The 18,121-nt window shown below is 44.7% G+C and carries 13 protein-coding genes; 6 read left to right on the forward strand and 7 right to left on the reverse strand.

What is annotated here, in order from left to right; translation table 11 throughout:
* Positions 1 to 128: 128 nt before the first annotated feature.
* The 4 genes from QUA23_RS26050 (at position 129) to QUA23_RS26065 (ending at position 4,998) form a co-directional block, all read left to right on the forward strand.
* Entirely contained in the window at positions 129 to 650 is a 522-nt protein-coding gene (locus tag QUA23_RS26050; RefSeq protein WP_333040082.1) for a pentapeptide repeat-containing protein, read from the forward strand.
* A 206-nt stretch (positions 651 to 856) separates the two neighbouring features.
* The gene (locus QUA23_RS26055) at positions 857 to 1,189 is read left to right on the forward strand and encodes a hypothetical protein (protein ID WP_333078528.1); all 333 of its coding nucleotides are present in this window, start codon (positions 857 to 859) and stop codon (positions 1,187 to 1,189) included.
* Between the two features lie 33 nt (positions 1,190 to 1,222).
* Positions 1,223 to 3,301 carry a dynamin family protein gene (locus QUA23_RS26060; protein WP_333078527.1) on the forward strand — a complete coding sequence of 693 codons (2,079 nt, stop codon included), beginning with the start codon at positions 1,223 to 1,225 and terminating at the stop codon, positions 3,299 to 3,301.
* 14 nt (positions 3,302 to 3,315) lie between these two features.
* Complete coding sequence (locus QUA23_RS26065; RefSeq protein WP_333078526.1) at positions 3,316 to 4,998, forward strand: dynamin family protein; 1,683 nt, start codon at positions 3,316 to 3,318, stop codon at positions 4,996 to 4,998.
* Here the strand turns inward: QUA23_RS26065 and QUA23_RS26070 are convergent.
* Together QUA23_RS26070 and gloA2 are read right to left on the reverse strand one after the other, a co-directional pair.
* The gene (locus tag QUA23_RS26070; RefSeq protein WP_333078525.1) at positions 4,965 to 6,257 is read right to left on the reverse strand and encodes an endonuclease/exonuclease/phosphatase family protein; all 1,293 of its coding nucleotides are present in this window, start codon (positions 6,255 to 6,257) and stop codon (positions 4,965 to 4,967) included. The genes QUA23_RS26065 and QUA23_RS26070 overlap by 34 nt on opposite strands.
* Positions 6,258 to 6,300: 43 nt before the next feature.
* A complete protein-coding gene (gloA2, locus tag QUA23_RS26075) occupies positions 6,301 to 6,687 on the reverse strand; it encodes an SMU1112c/YaeR family gloxylase I-like metalloprotein (protein ID WP_333078524.1) in 387 nt (128 codons plus the stop codon).
* 229 nt (positions 6,688 to 6,916) lie between these two features.
* Between gloA2 and ilvC the strand changes: the two genes are divergently transcribed.
* The gene (gene ilvC / locus QUA23_RS26080; protein ID WP_246276732.1) at positions 6,917 to 7,915 is read left to right on the forward strand and encodes a ketol-acid reductoisomerase; all 999 of its coding nucleotides are present in this window, start codon (positions 6,917 to 6,919) and stop codon (positions 7,913 to 7,915) included.
* A 272-nt stretch (positions 7,916 to 8,187) separates the two neighbouring features.
* Here ilvC and QUA23_RS26085 read toward each other — a convergent pair whose 3' ends face one another.
* The 3 genes from QUA23_RS26085 to QUA23_RS26095 form a co-directional block, all read right to left on the reverse strand.
* Positions 8,188 to 8,412: a hypothetical protein gene (locus QUA23_RS26085; RefSeq protein ID WP_333078523.1), complete on the reverse strand. Its 225-nt coding sequence runs from the start codon at positions 8,410 to 8,412 to the stop codon at positions 8,188 to 8,190.
* Positions 8,413 to 8,744: 332 nt separating this feature from the next.
* Complete coding sequence (locus QUA23_RS26090) at positions 8,745 to 10,403, reverse strand: alpha/beta hydrolase (protein ID WP_333078522.1); 1,659 nt, start codon at positions 10,401 to 10,403, stop codon at positions 8,745 to 8,747.
* A gap of 693 nt (positions 10,404 to 11,096) precedes the next feature.
* Positions 11,097 to 13,037: a cation:proton antiporter domain-containing protein gene (locus QUA23_RS26095; protein ID WP_333078521.1), complete on the reverse strand. Its 1,941-nt coding sequence runs from the start codon at positions 13,035 to 13,037 to the stop codon at positions 11,097 to 11,099.
* Between QUA23_RS26095 and QUA23_RS26100 the strand changes: the two genes are divergently transcribed.
* Entirely contained in the window at positions 13,036 to 13,215 is a 180-nt protein-coding gene (locus tag QUA23_RS26100) for a hypothetical protein (RefSeq protein ID WP_333078520.1), read from the forward strand. The two genes, QUA23_RS26095 and QUA23_RS26100, sit on opposite strands and share 2 nt — an antisense overlap.
* Positions 13,216 to 13,660: 445 nt before the next feature.
* Here QUA23_RS26100 and QUA23_RS26105 read toward each other — a convergent pair whose 3' ends face one another.
* Entirely contained in the window at positions 13,661 to 16,417 is a 2,757-nt protein-coding gene (locus tag QUA23_RS26105; protein ID WP_333078519.1) for an NHL repeat-containing protein, read from the reverse strand.
* Positions 16,418 to 16,712: 295 nt separating this feature from the next.
* Entirely contained in the window at positions 16,713 to 18,110 is a 1,398-nt protein-coding gene (locus QUA23_RS26110) for an amidase (RefSeq protein WP_333078518.1), read from the reverse strand.
* Positions 18,111 to 18,121: the final 11 nt, after the last annotated feature.

Genomic DNA, 18,121 nt, shown 5'->3' on the forward strand with positions numbered 1-18,121 from the left:
TTAGAAAAAATGCGACTGTTGTTACACAAGCTTAACATAATAAGAGACATAAGTATAAATACGCAGAATAATAACCATTAATTAATGTTATGGATTGGCTGCAGTAGCTGTCGTCATGAGGAATGAAAATGCAAAAGCTAAGCGCTGAGGAATTGCTTGCTCAGTATGCTGAGGGCCAGCGAAACTTTAACGCCGTTGACTTAAGTGAACATAACTTGTTTCAAGCAGATTTAACAGAAATAAATCTTTCTGGTAGCGTTCTGAGGCGAGCTTATTTGCCCTACGGAAATTTGACTCAAGCCAATCTTTATAAAACTGATTTGCAAGATGCTGAATTGGGCGACATTCAACTTTATCAAGCTAACTTGTCGGAAGCAACTTTATCAAGAGCCAACTTATCAAGAGCCAATTTGCGTCACGCCAATTTGCAAGGTGCTAATTTGCAGAAAGCCAATTTGCAAGGTGCGGATTTGTACAATGCAGATTTGACAAATGCCGATTTGAGATATGCGGATTTGAGCAGAGCTAATTTGGAGAAAGCAAAGTTAAGCAAAGCTCAATTAGCGGGCTGCAACTTATTTCGATCGCGCTTGGTTGATTTGTCGGAAGCGGAGTGCGATCGCACGACTATCGGGCCCGAAGGCTATTGATGATTTGCAGCGGCTAGTCTAGGGCGTAGGGCGATCGGCTTAATTAGTTGTGAACCGTAGCTATCCCGTAGGGAATCGCCCTTTTTAAAATTTCTTAACATTTCTAGACACCTGGGAAAATGTGAGTTACAGTCGTAGAGAACTTATCGCTCCGCAACATTGACAAAAAATAACACATTTTTCCAGCGAAAAACAGGCTAAAATTTATGAATTCTCCTGACAACAAATCCCGAGAACTCCGGCGCAAAGAACAAGAACTGCGGAAGCGCGAACAAGAACTTCGGCTCCGCGAACTAGAAGCCGAAATCGACCGCTCAGTGCCCGAACATCTAACGAGCAAGTACCAAGAACCAGACAGCCAAGCTAAGAGCAAACTCAAACTGTGGCGCAGAAAAATTATAGCAGCCGCTCAATTTACAGGCATTGTCATTGCTGTTATCGTTGCAGTTCGGATAGCATCTTGGCTGGCAGCCGCCCTGATAGTGGGAGGCATTGCTTTCATAGCTTACAAAATGTTTATTGAAGAAGACAAAAGTTGAGAATTTAAAGAGGGAAACTATCAGGAAATACCCATGAACATTAAAGTAGAAACTAGCAACTTTCTCAACGATTTAGAGCGAGTAGCCGCCGTTCGCCGAGAAATTGCCGCTCGCCTCAGCAACATCGCGACAGCCATCAACCAATCAGAATTAGTAGCAGGAGAAGCATCGGGAAAACTCGGTTTAGAAACAGACAACGCTGACATCAATGTCGCCAGTAAAAACTTGCGCCAAGGAGTCTTTCGGCTGCTAGTGCTAGGCGACATGAAACGCGGCAAAAGCACTTTTCTCAATGCGTTAATCGGCGAAAACCTACTGCCGAGCGATGTAAATCCCTGTACAGCTTTGCTGACGATTTTGCGCTACGGTTCAGAAAAAAAAGTCACCGTTTATTTCAATGACGGCAAAAGCCCAAAACAGCTAGATTTTAAAAGTTTTAAACAGAACTACACAATTGACCCCGCTGAGGCCAAACGTTTAGAAGAAGAAAAGAAACCAGCATTTCCAGATATCGATTGTGCCGTAGTAGAATATCCCTTACCTTTGCTGGAAAAAGGCATAGAAATAGTAGACAGTCCCGGACTGAACGATACAGAAGCCCGCAACGAATTATCTCTCGGTTATATCAACAACTGCCACGCTATTTTGTTTGTACTCAGGGCAACTCAGCCTTGTACAATGGGTGAAAGACGGTATCTAGAAAATTACATCAAAAATCGCGGATTGAGCATTTTCTTTCTGATTAATGCTTGGGATCAAGTGCGAGAAAGTTTGATTGACCCGGATGATCCTGAAGAATTGGCAGAAGCCGAAGGGAAACTGCGGCGGGTTTTTCAAGCTAATTTAGCTGAATATTGTTTAACAGAAGGACACGATATTTACGACGAGCGAGTGTTTGCAATTACCTCAATTAAGGCACTCAGGTTGCGGATGAAAAACCCGGATGCGGATTTGGCAGGAACTGGTTTTCCCGAGTTTATGGCCGCACTGAATACATTTTTAACCCAGGAAAGGGCGATTTCGGAGTTGCGTCCGGCGAGGACTTTGGCGCGTCAAATTTCTGCTCGCGTCCGCGAAGCTGTTGGGCGCAGATTACCATTACTCGATCGCGATGTCAATGAGTTGAAGGAAAAGATTAATTCAGTTGAGCCGGAGTTTAAAAAGCTGACTCAGATTCGCGATGAGTTTCAACAAGAAATTAGCCGAGTTAGAGATAGTAAATCGCGGGCGATCGCAGATTCTTTCCGCGCCTATGTTCTAAACTTAGAAAATACCTTTGAAACTGACTTTTTGCGGTATCAACCGGATCTAAAATTTCTGGATTTCTTCAGCCAAGGCAAGCGAGAAGCCTTTGAAGCATCGCTAAAACGAGCATTAGAACAGTACATAAACGACAAATTAGCAGCTTGGACTCTCACAGCAGAACAAGAGATGAATTCTGCATTTTCACAGCTATCGCAAAGTGCGGCAAATTACGGAGCATCTTACACGAAAGTGACTGAAAAAATCACAGAAAAACTGACCGGGCAAAAAATACCAGCAGCAGTCAGCAACTCAAACGAAGATAACTCGCCAGCTTGGGCAAAATGGGCGATGGGATTGTTCTCCTTAACGACCGGAAATCTGGCGGGCGTAGCAATGGCAGGAGCGGGTTTTGATTGGAAAAATATCCTGCTTAATTTAATCACTGTGTTAAGCGTTAGTACGATTCTTGCTAGTTTGACGGGGATTGTTTTGGGGCCGCTGTACTTGGCTTTATTGGGGATGGGTGTTGGGTTTTTGCAAGCAGACGGAGCTCGCAAAGAGTTGGTGAAAGCTGCGAAAAAAGAGCTGGTGAAATATCTGCCGCAGGTGGCTCAAGAGCAGTGGCAGCCGATTCACGATGCTGTGAAAGAGTGTTTTGATGTTTACGGGCGGGAAGTGGGCGATCGCATGAATGCGGATATTAATTCTCGGAAAGCTGAGTTAGATAATTTGCTAGAACAAAAGGAATCTCGCGAGATTAATTGTCAAGCTGAATCGCAGCGGTTGAAAAAATTGGAGGCTGATGTTTCTGCCGAGTCGCAGAGTATTGAATCGCTATATCAAGCTTTCCTAGCATCCGCTAAATGAAATAAAACAGCAATATGCAACAACCCGAAATTTATCAAAACCTGACCGACTATCTCAAATCAGCACTCGGTATTCTCGAACTGGATAAAAACTCCCAACTGTATCGAGATACAACCTCAATCTGCGACTATCTCGCCAAACCAACTTTTCAAATTGCTGTCTTTGGCCCGTTTAATTACGGCAAGTCAACTTTGCTCAATGCTTTGCTGGGAAATCGTGCTTTGCCGATCGACTTAGTACCCACTACAGGTGCTGCCATTTATGTCAACTACGGCGAGGAATTGCGCGCAAAAATTACCCTGAAAGACGGCACGGAAGTTAGCGAACCGGGGACTGATGTTTTGAAACGCTATGCCATCCTTGACGACGCGAGACAAATGCGGGATGATGTGGCCGCTGTTAATGTTTACTGTCCCCACCCTTTCCTGAAAACAGGTGTGGAATTGCTGGATTTGCCCGGAACCAACGATCGGGAACAACAGGATAATTTGGTTCGGGATAAATTGCTAACTGCTGATTTGGTTGTGCAGGTTTTAGATGCTCGCAAATTGATGACTTTAGGGGAACGAGAGAACTTGAGAGATTGGTTGAGCGATCGCCACATCAACACTGTAGTCTTTGTTGCCAATTTTCTCAATCTACTCGAACCAGACGAACAAAAACAAGTCTACAATCGGTTGTTGTTTGTTGCCGAAAGTTTTCGCTCGAACTTGCCGAACAATATCAGCAATATCTACCGCGTCGATGCTTTGCCGGCTTTGAGGGCGAGGCTGAAAGGAGATGTGGCGGCCGCCCAAACTACAGGAATTGCCACGTTTGAATCGGCTTTGCAAAGTATTGTGGCAGCTCAACAGGAACAACTAGCAGTTAAGTTGCCCAGAATTGAAGCTATAGCTACTAAAATTTGCCAATCTCTCCGAGCAAAATCTGAAACTGTCACGGCAGAAATAGCTGCCGCTCAAAAAAAGCACAAAGACAAAATTGAAATTAAACAAAAAGCTGAAAAACTGATATCAAAAGGGTTTTTTGCCAACGTTTCTGACTTCGAGAGTTGGCTTTACCAGCCCACACTGTTGCAGCGGTATCAATCGGAAATGGCGCTGTCGCTCCAGGAAGGAAGTTTTGATGCGTGGAAGCTAAAATTTCAGCGAGAGGTCTTACATCACCAGAAAACGATCGCAGAATGGGTAAATAAAGCTTGCGAATTCTTTGAGAAAGAACAGCCGATCGCGCTTTTGATTTCGTTTCCTCCAGCCCCGCAAGTCACCTTACCCGAACCGCCGCCACCTCCAGCTCAAAAGTCGATCGAGGGCGAAGTGGCTCCAGTGGCGATCGCCACCGGCTTAGGTTGGCTGTTGGGCGGGCCTGTGGGAGCCGCCGTAGTCGGCGGTGCTAGCTATATTTTGAATAAAAGAACAGGGTATGAAAAGCCGCCTGAATCGTCAGAAGCTTATCTAAATCAAGTAAAGGAAATTTGCAGCGAGGCTGCTAAAAACTATCTCGCTCGCTTCAGCACCGATACTTTTTCCATGCTGCAACACTACAAGGAAATCGCCGGAAAAGTTATCTGTTTTCAAGACAGCAAAGAACCGCTACAGACAAATATTCAGCAATACCAGATACAGTTAATCAATAATTTGTTAGAAAATATCGAATCCTGCCTTCAAATGACCAAATCTGTAATTAACGGCAAATGATCCGAACCGACATTGCGGCCAGTACGAATCTTTAAAACACCAATTTCTTTGCTGACTAGAAAGTGATCGATCGGAATATAAGCCAGCGGCATAAAAGTCGGCCAAGTCGGTAAAATGCCAAAGCCCGATCGCGCATTTCGCAAATTTCCGGTTTTTACCATATTTTTGTAGAATGGCGACCACATGGTGGTATTGAAATCCCCAACCACAATCAGCGGATTTTTGATTTGGCCTGCATACTCGCCAATGGCTGCGAGCTGTTTATTGCGAGCGATAAAACTCTGCTGTTTTATCGGTATAGTCGGATGAACAAGAATCAGAGAAATGATTTTACCTTGAAAATTCACATCTGCAAACAAGCTTTTTCTTTGCTTGGAAAAGGCTTTAACAGAAGTATTTTCTAAAGGCAGCTTGCTGTATATTGCACTGCCAAATCTCTCAGATTCTTGCAGGTTGGAAGAGTAAGGAAAAATCTCGCTTAAGACGGCTAACTCCTTCGCCCAAACTCGGCTAACTTCCACAAAAACCGCGATATCCGGTTGTTCTGTTTTAACCAGCGATATCACGTCTGAATAGCGTCGGTTATTCGTTAAAACATTTGAATGCAAAATCCGCAGGTTTTGTCCAGGAGTTGCTCCGGCAAAGGCGGCCGCTGGAAAATACCAAGGAACAATTTCCGCCAAATTAATGATAATGCAAAATGCGCTTACCAGCCACCAGATTTTTTTTGAGCGCACGATAGCGAAGAATATAAAAGTAGAGAAACCAACCAGCAAATATTGTAGTTTAAAATGAGAACTCAATTCAAAAAAAATGTTGAATTCCCCCAAATAACCGACTATTGACAATACGGCATTTACAGTTGCTGCGATAATAAACCATTTTAAAATTACGTGCTTCAAGCTAAGGCTTTTGTTGATCGTACTGTGCATCACCGCCCATTTGAGCTTGATTTTGAGGTCGTTGGTAATCGGCAATTTATCAATTTCTGTTACCAGTTGTTCTGGCTGTTCCAACACTCGCCGCTTTTGATAAAATCTCACCAGCAAGCTATCTACCACAAAATAACTAACCGAATTGGCAACAAATCCTACAAATACCAACACACCTAAGCCGATCAGCATACCAAAGGAACCGCCGACTTTGACCAAGCCCGACCAAACGGCTGCGTCACCTGTTTTCCCTGTAGCTACTATGGCTATAAATAGCATTAAAGCAGGCAATCCGACCGTGATTGTGTTTCTGATGATAGAGTCCATTGTTTATCTTCTATGTTAAGCTTTTTATGATTGGGCTTTTGCTCTAAATTTCATAAATTTCTAACGGTAAGTTGTCGGGATCTCGGAAAAAGGTAAACCGTTTTTCTGTAAGCTCGTCAATGCGAATTTGTTCTACTTCTACTCGTTGAGATTTTAAGTATGCAACTGATTCTTCGATGTCATCAACTGCAAAAGCTAAATGTCTCAAACCGCAAGCTTCAGGATTGTTAATTCTTTCAGGAGGATGGGAAAATGAAAAAAGCTCAATGGTGTCGCCGTTTCCGACTCGCAAATCTAGTTTGTAAGAATTCCTCTCGGTTCGGAAAGTTTCTTTGATAATGGAACATCCCAATACTTCTACATAAAATTTCTTCGATGCTTCGTAATCCGAGCAAATAATCGCCACATGATGTATTGCTTTTATTTTCATCTTAAAGAAGTTAGTTAGTTGCGTTTTTGCAAATGCACAGCACGCTATTGACAATTATATTTGACGATCGCAGACTCGGCGAAAAACCCTGCTAAATTCAGCGCGATCGCCCTTTATTTTCCCCCGCACAAATCTTAATCGAAAAATTTCTGTTAAAAAAGTACCCTACTTTGATAAAATGAGAGTTTTGCAGTCAATCACCCTATTTGCATCTCAGGAAACAAGCACTATGGCCCGTATGTATTACGACACCGACGCGAACCTAGACCTCTTAGCCAACAAAACGATTGCTATCATCGGCTACGGTTCCCAAGGACACGCCCACGCCCTCAACCTCAAAGACAGCGGCATGAATGTCGTTGTCGGTTTGTATCCCGGTAGCAAATCGGCAGCCAAAGCAACCGACGCGGGTTTAACAGTTCACCCGGTAGACAAAGCAGCCGCCGCCGCTGACTTCATCATGATTTTATTGCCCGATGAAGTTCAAAAAACTATTTACAAAGAACAAATCGAACCGAACCTTTCTGAAGGAAATGTTTTAGCATTTGCTCACGGTTTTAACATTCACTTCGGCCAAGTTGTTCCCCCTGCCAATGTAGACGTAGTAATGGTTGCCCCCAAAGGCCCCGGACACTTAGTGCGGCGGACTTACGAACAAGGGGAAGGCGTTCCGAGTTTGTTTGCAGTATATCAAGATGCTTCCGGTCAAGCGCGCGATCGGGCAATGGCTTATGCTAAAGGTATCGGCGGCACCAGAGCCGGCATCCTGGAAACCACTTTCCGCGAAGAAACAGAAACCGATCTTTTTGGCGAACAAGTAGTTTTGTGCGGCGGTTTGAGCGCCTTAATTAAAGCTGGATTTGAAACTTTAGTTGACGCCGGATACCAACCGGAATTAGCTTATTTTGAATGTTTGCACGAAGTTAAACTTATCGTTGACTTAGTAGTAGAAGGAGGCCTCGCCAAAATGCGCGACAGCATCTCCAATACCGCAGAATACGGCGATTTAACTCGCGGCCCCCGCATCGTTACGGATCAAACCCGCGCCGAAATGCGGAAAATTCTCAGCGAAATTCAATCCGGCCAATTTGCCCGCGAATTCGTTCTGGAAAACCAAGCCGGCAAACCAGGTTTTACCTCCATGCGCCGTCAGGAAGCAGAACATCCTATTGAAGAAGTTGGTAAAGATTTGCGAGCTATGTTTAGCTGGTTGAAAAAGCACGCCTAATCAATTTTAGATTTTAGATTTTAGGTTTTAGATGGGAATACCAATCTAAAACAGTCCTGGAGGCATAACCTCTATCAGTAAGGTGTGCATTGCACACCTTACTGCTTTGAGGAAAATCTAAAATCTCAAGTTTAATCGATTTGAGATTGGAGGAAAAATCTAAAATCTACAATCTCAAATCGTCATGTTTGAGTGTGCTTCGCTTAACCAAAGCTACAAGAAAATGGCTAATTATTGTTAGAGAAACCGGGTTTCTCGCTGGTAGTTCAAAACTATCGCCTGGGACTAGGACTTTTTTGCAATTTCTCAATATCCTGTTGCCTTTGCTCGTTGAAATCTCTCGGCCTCAACCAATCTGGCCACAACCCGACGAAGAACTTTCGACTTGCCACGCTAGTATCTCTTACAGGTTTGGGCAGAAAAGTTAAAGTGTCACCGTAAAGGGTAAACAGGGCTGCAAACAGCAGCAACAGTGGGATAAGATTTTTTTTAGGCATGGCAGTTTGGGAGTAGAGTTGGTGAAAGCGCTTTGTTATATTTTGCCCTTGCACGGACAAAAAATATCAGAGACAGCTTAAGAAGAAAAATACACCCTTCGGGGCTACGCGGCGGCGCAGAGAAAAGGAAAGACTGCTGCTCACAATATGATGTCCTCTCGAACGACCACTACAAACTGTTTTATTATAGGTGTTAGACCGGACATCAAATTATTAGCTAATGACTAATAGCCGTAAGGTGCGCAGGGCGCACCCTACATAATTATTTCTGAGGTCGAGAACTGTACAAGATACTAGGGTTTTTGGGCGCTTACCTACTTAATGATTAATGACTACTTATTTCCTTGAATAAAAGTTTGCACTACTGCATTAATTTCAGGGGAAATTTCTGTTACCAGCCGCACCGGAATTTCATTTGTAGAGGCAAATTGCGCGTATTCTGGCGTTATAAAAACTGCATATTTGTCAGCTTCTGGAGTTAGTTGAGCGGCGGTCGCTAAACTTACAGCTTTTATATAATTGCGTATGCTAGCAGCTTGGTCGCCGACAACTTCATCCCCGGTAATTACTGTGCTAGGTCTGCGAACTTGGTTTAAAGTTGTACTCGGATCTTTGACGCTTAAGTGGGTTCCTCCTACAAAACCGACTAGCCATTTGGGAGATGGAATCTTTGGGAAGCCGGCAATTTGTTCGGCTAAGGCGGGAGTTGTTTTGTCCGCAGAAGATGCTACTATTAATGTGGGAATTTGAATTGAACTCAAACCCGTTTCTCCAAATAGTAATGATGTGATAGGATTCATGGCGATCGCCCTTTTAATCCTCCCATCTCGCAATTGATACCGTTCTTCGGGCAATCCGGCAGCCGCGCACTGAATGCCTTCGCCCAAGCTGAACCCAATCAAATCTCCCTCACACCTTTGTTTGAGTCCGCTCAATTGCAGTTCGGCGCCGGCCAAGGACAAGGCTGTAGCGCCGCCGAAGGAATAGCCAATTATTACCCATCGGTCGATCGCGATTTTCCCCTGCAAGTTATCATCAGTTTGGTTCAATTTTGTCAGTTCGTCGAGTACAAAACTGATGTCTTTGGGACGGTCTAAAAACTCTTGAGGAGCTAGCAAGGGACACTTACCCGCCATCGCAGCATTGGTATTCGTCTCGTTGCTGCCCGGATGTTCTAAAGCTGCTACTACATAGCCGTGAGACGCCAAATGCTCGGCTAAGTAGCGCAAATCCGTCCGGACGGAACCCAACCCGTGAGAAAAGACGATCGTCGGTTTGTCGGCTGTCGCAGCTTCCGACCAGTACACATCAACCGGAATATGTCGATTGCGGGCACTATCGTTCAAATCTAGCGCCCGTACCTGCATGGAATTAGGGCCGGGCTGGGTTGGATCGAAAGGCAGGTTAAACGCGGGTTTAACCGGTGCTAACTGAGGTGCGATCGCCGCCATAAAGCGCTGAGTTTGCCAAAAACTTGCGTTCATATTTCCCAAAACAGTGAAAGCTCGATCGAGATCCACCACGACCCGCGAGCTCGGATAAGATTCAATAAAACTCAATACTGATAAGCCTTCCGGCGCGTTTGCTCCCTGCAGCAGAGCCGCTCGCAGCACTTCCACACCCCCACCGTCGCGCCTGGGTATCACTGTAGTCAAATCCGTCAGGATAGCAGTGCCGATGCCCGTATTTAGCAAGTTGCTCAGGCCGACTACATTTAGGGGAATTTTCGCTTTCAGCGCCCGAAAAATTTTACTGCGCTGTTCGGAGGACAGGAGATTGGCATAAGCTTGCAGTTTTGCCGGGACTCTTCCTGTTTCTGCGAGTTCGCGCAAATCCGCAACCGATATTGAAGATTCTAAAATACCTTTGCGGACAACAACCGTTTCTGCAGCTTTTACAGGAGATGTCGTGTCGCTGAAAGGATTAATCGAAATCGAACCCAAAACACTCGCCACCGAAGAAAACCATCTGAAATTTGGTCTGATGCTCATTTTTACCTTATTGAACTAGAGGGGGTAGATCACCATATTCTCAAAATTCTCCCAGATACCGAGAAATTGTCCTAGATGCCGAGAAATTGTCTCCATCGGGGTGCGATCGTCAAGGCCTCTACGCATATTTACTTGCCGATCGCACATTCCGTACCTAAGTGCACTTCTTGTGCGGGTGCTAACGATGATGAGTTGAAATATTTTTTATCGGGCGACAAAAATACAAACTTCACGAGTGAAAAGAGCGATCTGCTCGCCCGATTAATTTTCCGGAAACTGCACGGCGCTTGTCCTGACTCGGGGTAATATTAATTCTGATGATACCGGATTTGATATTTCTTAAGGCACTAAGCCAAATTGCGATAAGGGAAAGATTCAAAATAGGTTCTAGCGATTAGCTATCAAAGTTTTGCCTAAAAACTATGTACGGCGATCTAGTGTATTTCAGAGTCGCGCAGCGGAAATTTTGCTAGCAATTCCGTTGGATTAGGCTTAAATATATGACTTACACAATTCTCACAAATAGGGGGGTTAAATTTTAGGTATGTAGTTGCGCTTGTGCGCTCTCAGCTTAAGAAAGAGCGCACAAGCATAACTACATACCTTTGTTTAATTTGCCACTTGGCTTTAGTCCTCAAACATTAACCGCAGATGAATGCAGATTCATAACATCATCTGCGGTTAAAATCTTCCTCAAGATACAGGAAAATAAACAACAAGCATCGAAATATTTTGGTGAGTCCGGGCGATCGCTTCCGGTTCTTTAAGAGTTCCCGGTTTTTCCCACAAATTCTGGTGAGAAATTGTTGTTAAAATCAGCAAATCGTGTTCTAACAAATTCTGCGAAACTAGCTTGATAAAATTTCCCCGCACCCGATTTACTGGTATCTCAGAAATAATTTCCACCTCCGCAGCACTTTTGTTGCTTTGTTCCCGTTTTGTCGCCACCAACAACACTTGCAAACTCGCCTTGAGTTCCTCGGCCAAACTCTTAGCAATATCCACGGTTTCCTGAAATCCAAACCGAGTCAACTCGCTGTCAGTTACCGCCAAAATTATTCTGGCTGTATTCTGGAGAGGATCGGGAAATCGAGCAATCAGTACGGGTACGGGCGATCGCCTGATCACTGTGTCAATGATGCTGCCAAAAAAATTGTCGCGCGTCGTAGAAAATCCCTTCCAACCGCAAACAATTAAACTAGCCTCGCGTTCGGTTGCACTCCGAAGGATTCCGCGATCGATCGCATCATCTATCCTCGCGATCGGTTCAACCGCACAAGCAGCCGCATGGGCAACAGTTTCCGCAGCCGTCAAAAGTTGAGTTTGCTGCATTTTCTCTGCGGGCGAAATTGCTTCCCCGCGATCGGACAAAATATGCAGTGGCAGCAAAGTTCCCTGATATCTTTTTGCTAAGATCAAAGCCAAACGCAGCAAATTATCTTCCGTATTCGGATTAGCAACAGGCACTAAAACTCGCTCTCCCCATGAATGCTTTCCCGACGTAGCAGCCGGCAAACTCGACCCCGGCTGCTGCATTTGTTGACCCCACCGAGATACAATCCAAGGAGAAGCGACACAAGTTACTAAAATCATGGCAATGATGCCGTTCACCGTTACGCGATCGACCAATTTAATGTCAAAAGCAACAGTAATCGCCGCCAAAGTAGAAGCAGCTTGAGCAACAGAAAGACCGAACATTACCATAATGCTGGGAAACTCAAAACGAAATAATTTCCCAGGTAGCCAAGCTGCCAAAAACTTGCTCACCACCTCAGCTAAAATCATCACCGCCGCCACCAATAAAGACTGCGGCTGCTTCACCAAAATTAGCGGGTCAATTAACATCCCCACAGAAATCAGAAAAAACGGCACAAACAGCGTATTGCCAATAAACTCAATCCGATTCATCAGCGGACTCATTTTGGGAATAATTTGAGTGATAGCAATTCCAGATAAAAATGCACCAATAATTGCCTCAATTTCAATTAGTTCTGCTGCGTAAGAAACTAGAAAGAGGGTTGCCAATACAAATATAAATTCTGCATTTTCGTCGTGTCCAAATTTCTTAAAAAACCAGCGACCGATTTTGGGGACTCCCCACAAAGTACCAAAAGTGTAGATAGCAAGAGATGGAATTAGAAACAGCCAAAATTCGAGAGTGAGATTTCCTTTGAAAGCTTTGACAACAATTGCCAGCACCAACAGTCCCAACACATTCGTAATTAAAGTCCCGCCCAAAGTCGTAGTAATAGTCTGAGTTCGCATCAATCCCAATTTTGTGAGAATTGGCAGCGCTAAAAGGGTGTGCGTAGCAAAACAAGAAGCGACTAAAATTGCAGCCAGCCAGCTATATCCCAACAGCAGCATTGCTCCTGTACCCAATATCATCGGTAGCGAAAAAGTAGCCAGCCCAAATATGACAGCTTTGTCCGCATTGAGTTTGAGGTCGTCGAGGCTAGTTTCCAGTCCCGCTAAGAACATCAAAAACAGCAATCCTACAGTACCTAACAAAACAATAGTAGCGTCCCGTTGCAGCAAATTGAGACCGTTGGGCCCGACGATTACGCCAGCAATAATTAAACCGACTATTCCCGGCAGTCGCAAGCGCTCAAATAACAGCGGCGCAAGTAGCATGATTGCTAAAAGAACCAAGAAAACGGGAACGGGAGCGGTAATCGGCCCGGAAGTTAACATAAATGTCACCCTAAATATTGGCAGCGAACTGCTACCATTTTTAAAACAAAATAAGCACAATATCTATCAATCTAAAGAGGTATTATCAATTAATTACAGCGTAATTGGTAATAAGTAAGACTGGGCGGTACCAACTCGGTTTATAGGGAAAATATGGGTTTGATGACTGTAAATTGGGTGCATCACGAACTGCGATAAAAAACTATCTTTTTCAGTCCTGGAGGCACAAAAACCCGGTTAAAATTCAAAATAACAGGTTGTGAGCGATCGACGTTAACGTCGAAATCTGGTTTTTGATTCTATTTGTGTCCACCACTATTTAGGTATCAAATGCAGGGAGACACAGACATAGATCCCAAGATGGAGCTTCTTGGCAAACTCGGTCTAATTCAGAAACCCGGTTTCTTAAAAAAACCGGGTTTTTTACCACAACAGAGAATTTCGATGGGTTAGTCTTGGACGCGAAAAAACCCGGTTTCTACGCAGCGTACTTAACCGTACCCTTACCGTAGCTAAGTATGTATTTGTTGTCAAGTTTTGTCCATCTAGTTTTCAATGATAGGCTAAGCGATCGACACAATACTAGCTCGCTCGTAAGGCAATCTGTTAGTCGGCAAAACCTCCAAATTCATTTGCAACGAATCCAAAGCAGGATTTTCGGCTAGCAACTTTTGCGTCAAACTCTTATTAAGAATTTCCCAGAAATCCGTTTCATTGGGATAATTAGTCAAGAAAGTGTCGATGCTTTTGTAAATCGGCACAAAGTCTGGATACTCATCCTGCGTAATTCCTGGTTTGTACTGATATTTGACATCAATATTGAGGTTATTCAAACCCTGGTGATCGATCGAGTAATTAGGAATCTTGAAATCCCATGATTCGCCTAATTTACCATCTTGACTGCGAGTAACGGTACTGCTGCGCTCGTAAGGCAATCGGTTCGTCGGTAAAACATCCAAATTAACCGTCACCGACGAAAGTGCCGGATTGTCAGTGAGCACTTTTTCGGTCAGATTTTTGTTAACAATTTCCCAAAAATCTGTTTCGTTGGGGTAGTTAACTAAAAGATTGTCAATGCTCTTGTAAATCGGCACAAAATCAGGATACTGATAATTTTGAATCCCGTCTTTGTACTGATAATTTACATCAATATTCAGGTTATTTAAACCTTGATGATTAATTGGGTAATTTGCCAATGTAAAATTCCATTTCTGCGTCAGTTGAGCATCGGACGGAAAGAAAGCAATTCCTATTGGACGCTGTAGCTTGCTGTCGGGAGGGACAAAAATAGAACTGTTACTCGACCCAGGATTTCCCGATATTGGCAGCGGTTCGTCAGTCTTGCCATTGTACCGCAAAACAGCGCCGGCACCGTTAGCATTGGCGCGGTTGTCAAAGCCAACTGCAAACAAATTGCCGATCGGCGAAAAAGCCAAACTACCTACATAATTGCTACTGGGCGAAGTATCAGTATAATTGGTAAATAAAACCTTGACCAATTCCCCACTTCTTAAATTGTAGCGCCTGATATCGTTAGCAAAATCGCTGACATAAAGGTCGCCGTCAGCGGGCCCGATTGCCATTCCCAAAAGACTTGCAAATCCCTGACTCCGAGGCGAAGGATCGGGCGAAGCAAAGATACTTGACTGCCGGTTTTGCGGGTTGTAACGCAGCACCTGACTGGGGAAACCTGCGCTAAAATCTGGTTTACCGTTGCTCGCAACACTCCCCTGCGTTGTCACGTACAAATTGCCGTCAGGAGCAAACAGTAAACCGTTCGGGCCATTCAATCCTCCCGCTTGCTGATTTCCCGCAGCAAATACATCAATAAACTGTCCTGTTTTGCCGTTGTATCGGAGAATTTGGTCACTCAAAAAACTGCTGACATAAAAATTACCGTCAGGGCCAAACGCTAAACCGTAAGGGCGAAACAATCCGCCACTTTCATCGGCCGCCGTGTTCGGATTATCGCCGACAAACTTGTCAATAAATGTGCCAGTAATTCCGTCATACCGCAATACCGCCGATGCTGTTGGTTCTCCCGAATTTCCGGGCTGATCGCCGCTACTAACGTAAATGTCCGACTTATCATCGCCATTGCCATCTGGCCCAAAAACGATGGTATCTGGATTGGACAAACCGCCGCTTCCCGGTGCAATAAATTCGCCTAGAAAATTGCCGGTATTGCCGTCAAACCGAAGTACATTATTTCCCCTGCTATTGCCAACTAGGAAAGTTCCTTGAGGATTGCTGGGTTGAGTGCGAGTAACTTTGCTGGTGCGGTTGTAGGGCAAGGTTTGGCTTGGCAGAACGTTGAAATCTATCTTAATTGCCGCCAATGCAGGATTTTCGTTGAGGATATTTTGAGTCAAGTTTTTATTGACAACTTCCCAAAAATCTGTTTCGTTCGGATATGTGGTTAAAAAGTTATCAATGCTCTTGTAGATTGGCACAAAATCCGGATATTCATTGGGAGAGATTTCCGGCTTGTACTGGTAATCTATATCGAGATTGAGCTTGTTCAATCCTTGGTGATTGATTGCGTAGTCTTTGACTGAAAAATTCCAATCTTCTGTGATTGTTCCCGATTGACTGCGGAAAACTGTACTGGCGCGATCGTAGGGCAATGTCTCCGTTGGCAAAACTTCAAGTTGAATTGTAACATCTGTCAATACCGGATTTTCATTAAGCAGCTTTTCCGTCAAATTTTTGTTAACAATTTCCCAAAAATCTGTTTCGTTCGGGTAGTTAACTAGGAAGTTATCAATACTTTGGTAAATGGGCACAAAATCGGGATATTCGTTCTGGGTAATTCCCGGTTTTAATCCGTAACCTACTTTGAGATTTAGGGTGTTTAAACCTTGGTGCTCGATGGTGTAATCTTTAAAATTGAAAGCCCAGTTTTCATCAGGAAATAGGGAAGAAGTTTGGGATAGGGTGAGTTCTGGCCCGCCACCACTATCACCAACAGCAAAATCCATCCCTGTCAGTTCGTCTGTCTGAAGTTGAGTGGAGACAGCGGTCTGGGATTTTACACTACTATCAACTTTAAGATTATCGCCTCCTAACGATTGGAGACCACTGTCGGTGGATGGCCCAAAAAGGTCGATCGCACTACCAGTCGCAGCAGCCGTCAAATCTGGTTTTTGATTCAAATCGTAACTGGTATCAAATAAAATATTGGTATCGCCTACGGCAATTGTCCCGATCTGATTTAAGCGATCGAACTTACTGCCAAATAAGTCTGGTATTTCCGCTGGAACACCCACAACATTTCCCGGAATCTGATTTTCTTCAAACAGTCCTGCTGTGTTAAACATAAGTTATTTTTTTAGATACACCCGCCACCGGGAATTAATTTGAAAGAATTTTACCCTACTTCCCCAAAAAGTCAAGTAGTTTAAGAAGTATTTTATATTTTACAAAAACTCAACCTGAAATTTGTCCCCTTTCTCAATCCTATCGTTTGCCGTTGCATCGGTATTGTTCAAATGTCAAACAGTCAACAGTCAATAGAAATTTATGCCAAAAACCGGATTTCTTGTTCGCCGCGCACAAGTCCTGATTTGGCATACCCATAAAAAAGGGAAACGTGCTTTTATTTCTTGCTCTTCCCTATTTAAAATCTAAAACCGGGAAAGGTTTCGCCGCTTCCATCTGCGCCGCTAAAGCAATTAAAGTTGCTTCCGCCGCCGGTCGCCCGATAATTTGAATTCCCACGGGCAAACCGTTGTTATCTAAAATGGCAGGAAGTGCGATCGCAGGCAAACCGCTAGCATTAAATGGCGGACAAGGAGCAATCCAATTAATAATCCGCTGCAAAGTTTCTTCAAAACTCAAATCCGCCCACTCTCCAACCCGGATGGGGGAGTGCAGATAAGTCGGCAAAACTAACACATCAAATTTTTCAAAGAATCCCACAATCCGCCGTGAAATCACCTGCATTTGATTCACCGCCCGCAAATATTCCCCAGCGGAAATAGTTCTTTCCAACAGCCAGCGATTCATCGGTTCCAAAGCAGGGCCTGGAATGCCACTTGCCGCCGCCCCAGACTGCCAAATTGCGATAAACGGTTCGATTAAACCCGTAAAATCCGGGCATCCCGGTTCGACATTGTGGCCCAAATCTGTCAATAATTTTACTGTTTCGAGTACGGCTTCCTGACAGATAGCCGCAGCCTCGCCCACAGGGGAAATAGTCGTAGAAAACGCAATTCGCAGTTTGTCCACCTTTTGACGGGAAGCCTCTAGAAACGTCGGATTTGAATCTGGTAGCCAGTACGGATCGCCTGTTGTGTAGCCTGACATTACATCCAAAAGTGCGGCGGCGTCAGCTACAGTGCGCGCCAGGGGGCCGTTGGCAGAAATGCCGCTGAGGTAATCTCCGACAGGTGCCCAGGAAACTCGCCCCCGCGATGGTTTAATGCCCACTAAACCGCAGCAGGAAGCTGGGCCTCGGATCGAACCGCCGCCGTCTGAACCTTGGGCGATCGCACACAAACCGGCTGCTACAGCGGCCGCTGAGCCGCCGCTAGAACCTCCGGGCGTATAGTCTAAATTCCAGGGATTGCGCGCGGGCGGGAAACCTTCTGGTTCGGTGTAAGGTAATGAGCCAATTTGAGAGGTGGCTGTTTTGCCCAGAATGTTAAATCCCGCTGCTTTGATCCGCCATACTACTGACTCGTCGTAGGCAGAGATGTTACCCAGCAAAGCCTGAGTGCCGTATGTACAGGGAACGCCGGTAACTGGTGTCAAGTCTTTAATGGCGATCGGCACTCCGAAAAAAGGTGGCAATTCCTGTGGCTTGTTTAACCCAGCTAGTTTTTCGGTTTGAGATTTAGCTAGGGCGATCGCCCGCTCGGCCGTTACTGTAAAATAACTGCCCAGCTCAGGGTTTAATCGCTCAATCCGTTCCAAGTAGAGATTGACAATTTCTAAAGGCGACACTTCCAGGGTGCGGATCGACTCCGCCAACTCCAGAGCTGGAGTAAAAGCCAGATCGACAGAATTCATCGGTTTAAGTC

The sequence above is a fragment of the Microcoleus sp. Pol1C5 genome, from assembly GCF_036701115.1.
In the GTDB taxonomy this organism is placed as follows: Bacteria; Cyanobacteriota; Cyanobacteriia; order Cyanobacteriales; family Microcoleaceae; genus Microcoleus.